This window comes from Pseudomonas sp. PA-6-3C (assembly GCF_021605825.1).
Taxonomy (GTDB): Bacteria; Pseudomonadota; Gammaproteobacteria; order Pseudomonadales; family Pseudomonadaceae; genus Aquipseudomonas; species Aquipseudomonas edaphica.
In genome coordinates, this window is the sequence record NZ_WKDV01000029.1 from 55,806 (window position 1) to 68,915 (window position 13,110).

The window sequence follows — 13,110 nt, forward strand, 5'->3', positions numbered from 1 at the left end:
ATGATTATGATGAATGTAGACCTGCAACAACTGATCCGGACCTTGACCCCGCAAACGCGCGTTGACTTGGCTCGGGCAGCCGAACGATGTGTTACGCGCGGTGGCAAGGAAGTGTTGGTTGAGGACCTGCTGCTGACACTGCTGGAACACCCTGATGGTCCTTTGGCCAGGGCTCTGGCGGATGCCGAGATCGCTCCAGGCGAGCTTCAGGCCATGCTGCAGCTCAAAGGTGAACACAGTGCATCGCGCAGCCCGGTGTTTGCCCCGGCACTCGTGCAGTGGTTGCAACAAGCATTAATGGTTGGCCACCTTGAACTGGGGCAGGTTGAAGTCGATGCCGGTGCTTTATTGCTGGCACTTCTGCGCCATCCACTGCAACACGCGGGCAGTGGTTATCAGCAATTGCTGAGTCGTTTGGACGCGCAACGGGTGCTGGATTTTTTGTTGAGCCAGGGATCTGGAACTGGCCCTTTGCGACCAGGCGAGTCGCTGCTGGAGCGCTTTACCCACGACCTGACGCATCAAGCCCGCGAAGGCCGTATCGACCCGGTACTTTGCCGCGACGCAGAGATCCGTCAATTGATCGATATCCTTGTGCGTCGGCGTAAGAACAACCCGATCCTGGTGGGAGACGCGGGCGTGGGTAAGACCGCCATCGTCGAAGGGCTCGCTTTGCGAGTGGTTGCCTCACAGGTGCCCGAGCCACTCAAGGGCGTACGCATACTGACCTTGGATATGGGCTTGTTGCAGGCCGGCGCCAGCATCAAGGGCGAGTTCGAACGGCGGCTCAAAGGTGTGATCGACGAGGTCAACGCCTCACCACAGGCCGTGATCCTGTTTATTGATGAGGCACATACCCTGGTGGGTGCCGGCGGGCAGGTGGGTGGGGGCGATGCCGCCAATTTGCTCAAGCCCGCCCTGGCGCGCGGTCAATTGCGCACAATCGCAGCCACGACCTGGTCCGAGTACAAAAAATACATCGAAAAAGACCCTGCGCTGGCACGGCGCTTCCAGCCGGTGAAGGTTGGCGAGCCGAGTGTGGCGGCGGCAGTTTCCATTTTGCGCGGGTTGGTGCCGGTGTATGAAGCCAGCCATGGCGTCTATGTACGCGACGATGCGGTGGTGGCGGCAGCGCAACTGAGCGCTCGTTACCTCGCGGGGCGTCAGTTGCCGGACAAGGCCGTCGATGTACTGGATACAGCCTGTGCGCAAGTGCGCATTAGCCTGACGGCGGCGCCTGAGGCGTTGCAGCAGCTGTGCGCTGAATTGGCCGAGAGCACACAGCAGCGCGTGGCGCTTGAGCGCGATGTTCAAGCAGGCTTGTCAGTTGACCAGCCAGCGTTGCAAACACTGGTCCGGCGTCTGGACGCCCTCGAGCTTGAGCGCCAGCAAGCCGAGCAGGGCTGGATGCAGCGTGAACAGCAGCAAGCCAGTCACGAGGTCTGCCCACGGGTGGTCGCTCAGGTCATCAGTGGCTGGACCGGTATTCCGGTCGAGCAACTGGCGTTGGAGCACAGTGAGCGCATCCCGGGTTTTGCCGATGCCCTGCGCGAGCGAATTATTGGGCAGGAACCGGCGGTGCAGGCGCTTGATCGCAACCTGCGAGCGGTGGCTGCAGGCCTTAATAATCCTGAGGCCCCAGTAGGCGTATTTTTGCTGGCCGGCCCAAGCGGGGTCGGCAAGACCGAGACGGCGCTGGCGCTGGCGGACTTGCTGTACGGCGGCGAGCGGTTTGTGATCACGCTCAATATGTCGGAATACCAGGAGCAACACTCCCTGTCCCGATTGATCGGAGCGCCTCCCGGTTACATTGGATACGGCGAGGGCGGGGTGCTGACCGAGGCCGTGCGCCAGCGCCCCTATTCAGTGGTGCTGCTCGATGAAGTCGAGAAGGCCGACCCAGAGGTGCTGAACCTGTTCTACCAGGTCTTTGACAAGGGCTTGGCCAATGACGGTGAAGGTCGCGAAATCGACTTCCGTAACACGCTGATCCTGATGACGTCCAACCTGGGCAGCGATTGCATCACAGCACTGTGCGCCGATGGCCAGCGCCCTGATTCTGAGGTGCTGGAGGAAGTGATTCGCCCCGTATTGCGCGCTCACTTCAAGCCGGCTCTGCTTGCCCGGATGCGTGTCGTGCCGTATTACCCGCTCGCAGGCGAACGGTTACAGGACGTGGCAAGGCTCAAGCTTGCGCGCCTTGGCCAACGGCTGCACACGCGTGAACTGGTGTTCAGCTACAGCGCCGAACTGGTCACGCACATGGTCGAACGCTGTATGCACCAGGACAGTGGCGCGCGTTATATCGACCAGTGGATCGAATCCCACCTGCTGCCGCAGATCGTTGATCGCCTGCTCAGTGCGATGGCCGTTGGCGAATCCCTCTCTGCCACCCACGCGACGCTGGATGGCCGCGGTGTGCCTGTGTGTGAGTTCAGCCAATGACGCACAGCGCATTCAAGCCGTTGCCTGGTCCGCAGGCCTGCACCGACCAACTGCTGGGCTGGTTCACCCGCCTGGGATTTGAGCGTGAGGAATCGACGTTGGCGCAGCTTTGCGTCACGGCCGCTGCGCAGTTGAGCGAGTGTGACCTGTGCCAACTGTATGCTTGGGAGGAAACCACCGGCCAGTTGGGGTTGATCGCTCAATACTTTCCTGACGGGGAACCCTCAGGCGAGCGGGCTGCAACTGTGGAGGTTCAACACCAGCAGTTATTGCACTACGTCCTTAACCAGGGGCGGGAGCTGACCATTGATGAACTGTGCAACAGCGCCTATGACAGCGGTTTTCTCCCCGTAGCGACGCAGCCTTGGCACGCGCTGACATGCCTGCCCTTGTTCAACCGGAGCAAGGCGGTGTGCGGCGTCCTGCTTTGTGCCAGCCTGCGCCCGACGCAATTGCAGGGCTACGCCGTGTCGTTGGGCCAACTGGGTAGCTTTGCCCTCGGCCAATTAACTCTGCGCCGGCTTGCCCATCCTGGGCGCATCACTGCTGTTGCCCAGCGCTGTGCGCCCGTCACAGGCGGCTATGGCTTGATCGGCAACAGCACCGCGATGGAAGCGACCTGTCACCTCATCGGCAAGGTTGTGCAGGCGCCTTTTACCGTGCTGTTGCACGGTGAAACCGGCACTGGCAAGGAGGTGGTGGCGCGTGCGATTCACGCCGCCGGCCCGCGCAGCACGCGAGCGTTTGTCGTGCAAAACTGCGCAGCCTTCCCTGAGGGCTTGCTGGAGAGTGAGCTGTTCGGCTACCGCAAAGGCGCGTTTACCGGTGCGGAGCGTAACTATGCTGGGCTATTTGACGCGGCTGATGGCGGCACACTGCTGCTGGATGAGATTGGCGATATGCCACTCTCCCTGCAGGCAAAGCTGCTGAGAGTTCTACAAGAAGGTGAGGTGCGCCCCCTGGGCGCCAATACCGCCCACAAGGTCGACGTGCGAATCATCGCCGCCACCCATCGCGACCTGCTGGCAATGGTCAGCCAGGGGACTTTTCGCGAGGACCTCTATTACCGATTGGCACAGTTCCCTATCCAATTACCGGCCTTGCGTGAGCGTGACGGTGATGTGCTGCAGCTTGCCCGGCACTTTGCTGAAAAGGTCTGCGCAGCACTCGAAAAACCGGTGGTCAGTTGGTCCAGTGCCGCGCTTGACCAGCTCTCCGGCCACGCCTTCCCAGGCAATGTGCGTGAGCTCAAATGCCTGGTGGAACGGGCGGTGCTGCTGTGTGATGAAGGGGTGATTTTACCTGAGCACCTGTCGCTGTCGTCGGCTCCCGCGGGTACGACCGCCGAAGCGACTCTGCGTCAGCGCCTGGAGCGGGTGGAACGGGTCTTTCTGATCGATTGCCTGCACAAGAACCGTGGCAATCGAACGCGCACCGCGCGTGAACTTGGGGTCGCGCGTCGCACGCTGCTGTACCGGCTTGCGCGTTTGAATATCCCCATGGGCGCGTCTCGAGGGGAATGCTGAATGGTGTATTCACGCTGGCGTGCTAATGGGCTCTGCGATGCCCCGCTTGTTTTATCTACCAGGGAGAACCCCGATGCCTGATCGTCCATGGCGAGCCGTACTGCTTGTGTTGTGTTTGCTGAGCGGTTGCAGCGCCAATTATGTGTTTGATGACGCTGACTATCGTCCTTTGGGTGACTCCCAAGCGACCCGTCGCGGCCAATGAAATGGAGCCTTTCATGCAATTAGTGCTTGAAGTGTGTGATGGCGGGGGCGATGAGCCGCCACCGCGCAAGGTGTTCGATGGAGTGGGCGGCGTGGTCGGTCGTGGAGCCGGTTGCGACTGGAGTATTCCTGACCCCAGTCGCTTGCTTTCCAGTCACCACGGGTTGATCGCGTACCGTGACGCGCGTTATTTCCTGACGGATATCAGCAGTAACGGTATCCGTGCGGTGAGCAGTGGCAAGTCGCTGCAAAAGGGGCAGGCGCGGTTGATCGTGGAGGGTGATGTTTTCCAGTTGGGGCCATTTGCTATCCGTGCGCGGTTGATTGAGCGCGTGGCGTCGCATTGCCAGCCATTATCCACTGCGGGCGGGGTGATACCCGATGATGCTTACCTGGGCCTGGACCCCGTTCAAGAATGGGATCGCCAGTCGATGCACGGCGCACCGCCGTGCGAGCTGGACGCCTTGAACGACGTGCAAGAGGCACCGAGTGCCTGGATGTCTGGTGACGATGTTGAGCGCGACTACCTGACCTTACCTGCACAGGCAGACGTTTTGGTAGAGAGGGTCGAACCTGTCTTGCCTGACTCGCAGGCGCCCGAGGCCGACGAAGTGTTCTGGGCGCAGTTCGCCAAAGCGTTGGGCGTCAGTGCGCAGGCGCTCGATTGCGCTGGCCGCGAGGCGTTGGCGATTAAGGCTGCGGGTTTACTCAGGCACGCGATTGATGGGTTGCAACAGAGCCTGCGCACTCACGACGAACTGCACAACGAATTGGACCTGGACGCGAGCACCTTGATCAAACGTCCGAACGCGTTGAAAGACAGCCTGTGCATTGACTCTGCGTTGGCGTCGTTGCTGGGCACGGGCGAGTTGGCGCAACCCTGCGCCGAAGCGGCCATTACGCAGGTGTACCGGCAAATGCAAGTGCATCAGGTCGCGCTGCTCGTTGCATGCCGCACGGCGCTGCGCACCTCGTTGGCGACGTTTGCCCCTGGCCACTTGCTGGCCAGTTTTGAGCGCGATGACAAGGTGCCGAGGTTCTTTGCCGACAGGGCGCATTGGCGGGCCTACCAGCGCCACTATCAACGAGTGGTCGAAGAAAATGCATCGAATACGGACCTGTTGCGCGGCAACTTTTCCAAGGCCTATGAGGAGCAGGTACGCCTGGCCTCGGCGTTGTTTGCCACACCTTCGGGAGGATGCCCATGACCCGTGTCGCCCTACCTCTTTTGGTTGTATTGGTGCTGCTGGGTGGTTGCAGCAACCTGTCACCGTTTTCCACATTGACCAAGCTCGACTTGACGCTGGCCGCCAGTGACGAAGTGAACCCCGACCTGCATGGGCGCCCCTCGCCGGTGGTGGTGCAGCTGTTTGAACTCAAGCATCCAGTGGCATTCGAAAACGCAGATTTTTTTACCCTGTATGGGCATGCCGAGCAGGCGCTGCCCAAAGACTGGGTGAGCAGCGAGGAGCTGGAGCTGCGCCCCGGCGAGCAGGTGGCCCTCAAACTCAGGAGCGAACCGCAAAGCCGTTACGTGGGCATCATTGCGGCGTACCGCGATTTACCCCATGTGCAATGGCGCTGGGTGCTGGCGCTGGCGCCACAGCAAGTCACAAGAGCGCACCTGGTGCTTGACCAGGCGGGTATCCGTGCTGGCGACCCGCTCGCCAGCCTGGAGGAGAACTGATATGCAGGCTCATAAAGTCATCTGGCAGGAAGGGATGTTGCTGCGCCCCCAGCACCTGCAACATAACGACCGTTATTACCATCAGCAGCTTAATCGAACTCGCTTGCTGGGCAGTGATGCCTGGGGTTTCCTGAGCCTGGACATCGACCTGCAATACCTGAACCTGGGCAAGCTGGTGGTCAATCAAGCCAGCGGCGTTTTGCCGGATGGCAGTCTTTTCGAGTTGACCACCGCCATGGCGCCACTGGTGCTGGAGGTGCCGGCCAACGCGGGTAGGCAATCGGTGTACCTGGCGTTACCGATGACGACCGGCAATCAGGTTGAAACCCGCACGCAGGAGGCGCCGGAGGTGTTGGCGCGCTACATCGCCTGTGACATTGAAGTGGCGGACTCCAATGCGGGCCGGGACGCTCGTTGCCAGATCAGTTGCGCACGGCCGGATTTGCGCCTGTTGCTGGGTGAGCAGCCGGGGGATGAGGTCTACGTGAAGCTGAAGATTGCCCAGGTGCTGGAATGCTCTGCTGAAGAGGGGCTGCGTATGGAGCCTGATTTTGCCCCGACGTTTATTTATGTGCAGGGCTCGGGGTTTGTTTCGTCCTGCCTCAAAGAAGTGATCAGCCTGCTCGCCAGCCGGGGGGATGCGATTGCTGAGCGGATGGGCGGCAATGGCGCCACGGCGGGTGCGCAGATTGCGGACTTTTTGATGCTGCAACTGATCAATCGGACCGAGCCGGTGTTGCGCCATTATCTGGTCCAGGCGCAAGTGCGTTCAGAGGCGTTGTTCCGCGAGATGCTGTCGATACTGGGCGAATTGGCGACGTTTGCCAGCGACAGCAAACGTGCCACCCAGCAGGTGCGCTACCTCCACGGCGACCAGGGCGCGAGTTTTCGTGGGTTGATGGCGGGGTTGCGCACAGTGCTGTCGATGGTCTTTGAGCAGCATGCCCTGGAGCTGGTACTGCAACAGCGCCAGTATGGGGTAATGGTCTGCCCAGTGGCCGATCTCAAGCTGCTGGGCACCGCGACATTCATCCTGGCAGTCGCGGCTCAATGCGACTCGGAAGAACTGCGCCATCGTTTGCCGGCCCATCTGAAGATCGGTCCCGTAGAGCGCATCCGCGAACTGGTCAACCTGCACCTGGCGGGCATCAAGGTCAAACCACTGCCGGTGGCGCCCCGCCAGATCCCTTTTCATGCCGGTAAAACCTATTTCATGCTCGAACTCAGTGCCCGGGATATCGCGCAGTTGGAGCAATCGGGTGGTTTTGCGTTCCATGTCGGCGGCGAGTTCAGCGAGTTGGAACTGACCTTCTGGGCTATCAGTAATTGAACAGCATGAACATGGACAGTGATTACCCGCTGGATGAAAAAACCGTGTTGCTGGATCGTAACGGCCACGGCCCGGTACAGCGCCCGGTGACGGACTTTCCCTCGCCACCGCGTTTTGAACAGTTGGAAGACCGCATGGTCTACGCCGCCGCTGTGCAGGGCGCTCAACGTTTCAACGTGGGCCTTAACCCGCTGGTGACAGCGGCCTGGGAACTGATGTGCGAGGTGCTTGAACTTAAACTCAGCAGCGGTCGGGAAAACCTGCAGACGCTCAATGAGCGACTGGCCGCAAGCCTCACACGCTTCGAGGTCCGCGCCCAGCATGAAGGCATGGAAAGCGCTCAGGTGATTGCTGCTCGCTATGTGCTGTGCAGCGTCGTTGATGAAGCGGTAGTCACCACGGCGTGGGGAAGTCGCAGCGACTGGTCGAAGATCAGTCTGCTGAGCCGTTTTCACAACGAAACCTTTGGCGGCGAAAAGTTTTTCCAGCTGTTGGAGCGACTGTCTCGCGACCCCGTGAAGCACTTGGCCATGCTGGAACTGATGTACCTGTGCCTGTCGATGGGTTTTGAAGGCAAATACAGGGTCATGGAGCGCGGCGTGACCGAGCTTGAGGGCGTCCGTGACGCCTTGTATCGCCAGATAAGACACGTGCGTGGCGACCCGGTGTCTGTGTCCGCCTCTGTTCCCCGGCCGGAGCCGGCACGCCGCAAGCGGCTGCGCACACTCTCCGCAACCTGGTGTGTGGCGTTGGGCTTGATCGCTTTGCTGGCGATGTATTCGGCAACTGCCTGGGTACTGGAGCAGGAGCGAGCCCATGCATTGCAACCCTTTCAATCTTCGGCGCCGGAACTGACTCCGACGCCCTTGTAACGCTGGGAACATTGAATGAACGCATTCTTCAAGGGCGCGGGCAACCTGCTGCGCATCGTTTGGGTATGGAGCTTGTTGCTGGTGCTTTCCAGCGCGTGCCTGGTGTGGTTTTTCGGGCCTGTGCTGGCGGTGGATGACCACCGGTTCTGGCAAGGTGCTACGGCTCGGCTCGTGACTATCAGCGGGCTGTTTCTGCTATGGGGGCTGGCGATGGTCATTGCGGGCGCACGCCACAGCGCAAGGTCCAAAACCGACGAAAGCCGGGCCGACCGTCAGCATCCGGGGCTGGTAGAGGATGAGCGCAAACAGGTACGCGCCCGTTTCAAGGACGCGCTGCACACCTTGAAAACATCTCGCCACTATTTCGGGCGCAGCGTGCGCTCACGCAACGAACTGCCCTGGTACTTGTTGATCGGACAGCGAGGCAGCGGCAAGAGCGCTTTGCTGGCAGCGAATGGCTCGCAGCGCCCGCCGGATCACCTTCAAGCCGCATCATCAGGGGCCAGCGCCTACTGTGACTGGTTCTTCGCCGATCAGGGCGTCCTGATGGAGAGTGCCGGACGCTACCTGGACCAGCCCGACCGCGCGGTCGATGCCGCAGGTTGGTCAACATTACTCGGGCTGCTCAAGTCCAGGCGGCGAGTACGTCCACTCAACGGCGTGGTGGTGACGTTGTCGGTGGACACGCTGTTGGGCAGCAATGAGCATGATCTGGAGCGCCATGCACGGCATGTGCATTCCAGGTTACAAGATATCCAGCAGACGCTGCATATCGATATTCCGGTTTATCTGGTGCTGACCCACGCTGACCACATCCCAGGCTTTACCGCGTTTTTTGATACGCCGCACGACAGCGCCGCAGAGGGCGTACTCGGTGAGCTGATCACTGGCAGCCACACGGGTGTGCCTATGGCGCAGGTGCGCCAGGTGTTCGAGACGTTGCTGCAGCGCCTGAGTGGCGAACTGGTGCAGCGCCTGCACCAGGAGCGCAATGTCGAGCGCCGTGGCTGGATGCTGGGTTTTGTGCCCCAGGTGGCACGCATCGGTGAGCGTTTATGCCTGTTTATCGAAGTTGCGTTCTGCGCCCATCGCAATCAGCGCATCCAGGGGTTGCGAGGTTTCTATTTGACCTGTGCCGGTGAGCGGCACGAACGCTTTGTCCAAGGTCTTTTCAACCAGGTGATTTTCGCCGAGGCCGATCTTGCGGGGCTGCACGCCGAGGAGCACCGACGCATTCGTTGGCAGCAGGCGGGATGGGCGAGCGCCGTAGCACTGGTCATCGGTGCGGCGGGCATGCTCTGGGTGCACAGCTATGGGATCAACCACCAACGCCTGGAGCTGTTGGCGCAGTTAGGTCAAGTTAATACGCCAGCCCCGGACGATGCGGACCATACGTTGGGGTTACTGACATTGCTGGACAATCGCCTGGCGGCCACCCGGGTGTTTCCGCCGGTGTCAGAGGCCGGCGTGCTGGAGAGAGCCGGACTGTTTCAGGGTGAAGTGAGCCGACCACCGTTGGTCAGTGCCTACAACGACGCCCTGCAGCAAATGGTCGCCCAGGTCGCTTCGCTGCTCGAAGAACAGGTGCGGTCGAGCCTTGGGGATCGCGAACGGTTACTGGATAACCTGCGCGCCTACCTGATGCTCAATCTGCGCGAGCGACGTGATGCCGGGTGGCTGGCGGAGCGCGTGGCGACTCGGTGGTCCGAGCGCTATGCCGGTGAGGCTTCGACGCAGGCGCGCCTGAGTGAGCACTTCGGCCGGCTGCTTGAACAACCTTTTGCCGCGCCACTCAATGATGAACTGGTCGCCCAGGCTCGCCAGGTGCTGCGCGGAGAGTCGCTGGCAGACGTGGTATATCGCGTGCTGCGCGAGCAATCGCACACGCTGGAGCCCAGCCGTCTCACCGACGGCACTGTGTTCATGGCGCTGGACCAACCGATTTCCGGGTTTTACAGCAAGCGCTATGTGCAGTATTTCGACCAGCAAGGCCCGCGATTGGTTAACGCGATTGTCCTGGACAATTGGGTGCTGGGGCAGGCGACTGACCTCAGTGCGATGGAGTTGCGCCGGTTGATAGTCGAGCTCGAACAGCGCTATTTCAGCGAGTACGCCGATGCGTGGAGCCAGGCCCTGGGCCAGATCCGATTACGCGAAACCGAAAACCTGCGCCAGGACGCCGAACAACTGGCGAGCCTCACCTCGGCGCAATCACCACTGGTGTTGTTGTTACAGCAGGTGCGTGAAAATACCCGTTTGCTATCCACTGATGACCCAATGTCAGCGGTGCCCCACGAGGCCGGTGACGTGGCGGCTATCGCTCAGTCGATGGCTGCCCGTGTACGCGCGGGTGTTTTGCCCAAGCCCACAGGCGATGACGCTGCAAGACGCGCCTTGCAACGCCGTTTCGAGCCTTTGCATCAACTGCTTGATGAGCAGCAAAACCCGGGTGAGCAACTGACCCAGGCGTTGCGCCAGCTTGATGCTGTGCACCTGCAAATGGCAGCGCTGAACCGCGAAGGGTCACCGGAGCAGGCGGCTTTCCAGATGGTGAAACGGCGTATGGAAGGGCAACAACCTGGGTTGGGACAGTTACGCGATATTGCCGCACGTTTGCCGCTGCCGCTCAAAGGTTGGGTCGAGGGCCTTGCCGACGACAGTTGGCGGCATTTGTTCGATGAGGCCTATACGCATGTGAACCAACGCTACCAGAGCGAGGTGTATAGCCTGTATGCCAAGGCTATTCGCCAGCGTTACCCGTTCAATGCCCATGCCAGCAGCGACGTGGCCCTGGGCGACTTCGAGGAGTTTTTTAAACCCCAGGGCGTGCTGGCAAGGTTCCATGAAACCTACCTGCGCCCGTTTATCAGCGCCGACGGCGGGCGTTATCGCTTGCGCGGCCTGGAAGGCCAGAGCCTGCCAATGTCGCGCGCGCTGCTGGAACAACTCGGCAAAGCGCAGACCATTCGCCGTGGTTTTTTTGGTGGCGACCCAGGCGAGTTGTCGGTTCGATTTACGTTGGCACCTTATAGCCTGGATCAGGCGGTCAGCCGCGCGGTGTTGAGCTTTGGCGGTCAGCAGTTGGAGTACCGTCATGGGCCGATTGTGCCTGTGACGTTCCAGTGGCCCAGCGAGGTGGAAAATGGTCGCAGCAGCCTGGTATTGGAACGAGGTGCACAGCGGCCGTTGGGCATCGAGAAGAACAGCGGGGCCTGGTCGTTGTTCCGGTTTTTTGACTTGCTGTACAGCGAGCCCGCCAGTGGGCGCGATGCGCAAATACTCAAGTCCGACCTCGCTGGTTTGCGTGCCAATTACCTGTTGGTCAGCCAGCGCACACCCAGCCCGTTTCAGATGGACACGTGGCGCACGTTCCGTTTGCCGGAGCGGCTGTGACCGCGCCGCAAGCCGCCGCAAACAGCGCGGCACGTACTCAACGTGGCAAGGCCAGGCAGCGCAACGAAGATGCGTTCCTCGACTGCCCCCAACAAGGTTGCTGGGCGGTTGCCGACGGTATGGGCGGCCACCGGGCCGGACACAGGGCCAGCCAATGGGTGGTCGACAGCCTTGCCGCGTTGCCGGTCCACGGTACGTTCGATCAGCGCATCGATGCGGTGCGGCGATGCCTGCAACGGCTCAATCAGTGTTGGGGGGATAACACCTCACCGCCGGCCGCAGGTCGCGACGACAGGATGGGCAGTACCGTGGTGGTCCTGCTGCTGGAGGGCCGGCGCGCAGCGTGTATCTGGGCGGGGGACAGCCGCTGTTACCTGTGGCGAGGCGGGCGGTTGTATCAGCTGTCGCGCGATCACTCACTGCTGCGCCAATTGATGGATGAGCAGCGATTGAGCCTGGCGCAGGCCCAGGCGCATCCCGACGCCAGGGCATTGACCCGCGCCATAGGCGCGCGGCACCCGCTGAAACTCGAGGTGCTGGAGTTGGGCGCGCACCCAGGCGATGTGTTTGTGCTGTGCAGTGACGGTATGTACCAGGCGATGACGCACGCCGAGCTGGGCAGCGCCATGGACAGCGGTACGCCGCAACAGGTGGTGGCGCGGCTGTTCACGGCGGCGCTACGCGGGCCGGCGCGGGATGACCTGACGGCCGTGGTGGTGCGCGTATGACCACGGCACCTGGCATGCCCACCTTGCTGGCGGGGCGTTATCACCTGGAGCGCGTGTTGGGCTCGGGCGGCATGGGTGTGGTCTACCGGGCGCGCGACCTGCTGCATGAGCAGTTTGGCGAGCCCTGTTCCAGCGTGGCAATCAAGGTGCTCGGTGAGAATCTCCGCCTGGCGCCCGATGCACATGTGCTGCTCTACAGCGAGTTTGCCCTGACCCGCAGCCTGCAGCATGAGCGCGTGGTACGCATGTTTGCGTTTGAGGTGGATATCAGCAGCCAGATCGCGTTTTTCAGCATGGAGTTAATGCACGGTATGACCCTGGACCGGCTGCTGCTGGAGTGTCCCGATGGCTTGCCGTGGCGTGAGTTGCAGCCTCTGGCTGTGCAGCTGCTGGATGCTGTGGCGTATGTGCATCGCCAAGGTGTGCTGCATGGGGATGTGAAGCCGGTGAATATCATGGTGGGTGAAGAGGGCATTCGTTTGTTCGATTTCGGCCTCGGGCAGGCGACGGCGGAGGCGATGGCAGGGCTGGCGAGTGTGAGTCGTGATCGTTTTAATGCCTGGACACCGGCTTATGCTGCGCCGGAGTTGTTGGCGGGCGGTGCATTGACGGCGAGTGCTGATCTGTATGCGGTGGCGTGTGTGGTGTATGAGTTGGCCCATGGCAAACGCTTGGGCGAGCGTCGGGCCACTGAGCGGCTGGAGCGCCCCCGCCAGCTGCCCGCAGCGTGCTGGCCAGCCTTGCGCTTGGCGTTGGCGATGGATCCTGAGCGCCGAACGATCAGCGTGGAGGCGTTGGGCGAGGTTATGGCGCGTTGTCGATGGCGCTGGTTTAGGTAGCTATGGGGGCCTTCCAAGGTATCGATTTGGCCTACGCTGTGTATCGGTTGTTCTGTGGGAGCTGGCTTGTCGAATCGTCGCACCGC

The 13,110-nt window shown here is 61.3% G+C and carries 9 protein-coding genes; all 9 read left to right on the forward strand.

The window, feature by feature from the left end:
- The 9 genes from GIW48_RS19370 to GIW48_RS19415 all read left to right on the forward strand — a co-directional run bounded on the left by GIW48_RS19370 (window position 1) and on the right by GIW48_RS19415 (window position 13,024).
- Complete coding sequence (locus GIW48_RS19370) at window positions 1-2,445, forward strand: AAA family ATPase (protein ID WP_236461327.1); 2,445 nt, start codon at window positions 1-3, stop codon at window positions 2,443-2,445.
- Window positions 2,442-3,971 carry a sigma-54 interaction domain-containing protein gene (locus GIW48_RS19375; protein WP_236461324.1) on the forward strand — a complete coding sequence of 510 codons (1,530 nt, stop codon included), beginning with the start codon at window positions 2,442-2,444 and terminating at the stop codon, window positions 3,969-3,971. Before GIW48_RS19370 ends, GIW48_RS19375 begins: the two co-directional genes overlap by 4 nt.
- A gap of 218 nt (window positions 3,972-4,189) precedes the next feature.
- Window positions 4,190-5,383, forward strand: coding sequence for a type VI secretion system-associated FHA domain protein TagH (gene tagH, locus GIW48_RS19385; RefSeq protein ID WP_177034430.1), 1,194 nt, complete (start codon window positions 4,190-4,192; stop codon window positions 5,381-5,383).
- Window positions 5,380-5,862: a type VI secretion system lipoprotein TssJ gene (tssJ, locus tag GIW48_RS19390; RefSeq protein WP_017136823.1), complete on the forward strand. Its 483-nt coding sequence runs from the start codon at window positions 5,380-5,382 to the stop codon at window positions 5,860-5,862. The genes tagH and tssJ overlap by 4 nt, the downstream gene beginning before the upstream one ends.
- A gap of 1 nt (window position 5,863) precedes the next feature.
- Window positions 5,864-7,192, forward strand: coding sequence for a type VI secretion system baseplate subunit TssK (gene tssK, locus GIW48_RS19395; RefSeq protein ID WP_236461323.1), 1,329 nt, complete (start codon window positions 5,864-5,866; stop codon window positions 7,190-7,192).
- Between the two features lie 5 nt (window positions 7,193-7,197).
- Window positions 7,198-8,064, forward strand: coding sequence for a type IVB secretion system protein IcmH/DotU (gene icmH / locus GIW48_RS19400; protein WP_138450039.1), 867 nt, complete (start codon window positions 7,198-7,200; stop codon window positions 8,062-8,064).
- Window positions 8,065-8,079: 15 nt separating this feature from the next.
- Window positions 8,080-11,457: a type VI secretion system membrane subunit TssM gene (gene tssM, locus GIW48_RS19405; RefSeq protein ID WP_236461320.1), complete on the forward strand. Its 3,378-nt coding sequence runs from the start codon at window positions 8,080-8,082 to the stop codon at window positions 11,455-11,457.
- Window positions 11,454-12,185, forward strand: a complete 732-nt coding sequence (locus GIW48_RS19410) for a PP2C family protein-serine/threonine phosphatase (RefSeq protein WP_236461318.1) — start codon at window positions 11,454-11,456, stop codon at window positions 12,183-12,185. Before tssM ends, GIW48_RS19410 begins: the two co-directional genes overlap by 4 nt.
- On the forward strand, window positions 12,182-13,024 hold the full coding sequence (locus tag GIW48_RS19415) for a serine/threonine-protein kinase (protein ID WP_099547829.1): 843 nt from the start codon (window positions 12,182-12,184) through the stop codon (window positions 13,022-13,024). The genes GIW48_RS19410 and GIW48_RS19415 overlap by 4 nt, the downstream gene beginning before the upstream one ends.
- Window positions 13,025-13,110: the final 86 nt, after the last annotated feature.

What these genes read in the sequence shown, in the direction of transcription:
- tssM (WP_236461320.1), top strand. Translation starts at nt 8,080, where the DNA reads ATGAACGCATTCTTCAAGGGCGCGGGCAACCTGCTGCGCATCGTTTGG.
- tssK (WP_236461323.1), top strand. Translation starts at nt 5,864, where the DNA reads ATGCAGGCTCATAAAGTCATCTGGCAGGAAGGGATGTTGCTGCGCCCC.
- GIW48_RS19375 (WP_236461324.1), top strand. Translation starts at nt 2,442, where the DNA reads ATGACGCACAGCGCATTCAAGCCGTTGCCTGGTCCGCAGGCCTGCACC.
- icmH (WP_138450039.1), top strand. Translation starts at nt 7,198, where the DNA reads ATGAACATGGACAGTGATTACCCGCTGGATGAAAAAACCGTGTTGCTG.
- tagH (WP_177034430.1), top strand. Translation starts at nt 4,190, where the DNA reads ATGCAATTAGTGCTTGAAGTGTGTGATGGCGGGGGCGATGAGCCGCCA.
- GIW48_RS19415 (WP_099547829.1), top strand. Translation starts at nt 12,182, where the DNA reads ATGACCACGGCACCTGGCATGCCCACCTTGCTGGCGGGGCGTTATCAC.
- tssJ (WP_017136823.1), top strand. Translation starts at nt 5,380, where the DNA reads ATGACCCGTGTCGCCCTACCTCTTTTGGTTGTATTGGTGCTGCTGGGT.
- GIW48_RS19370 (WP_236461327.1), top strand. Translation starts at nt 1, where the DNA reads ATGATTATGATGAATGTAGACCTGCAACAACTGATCCGGACCTTGACC.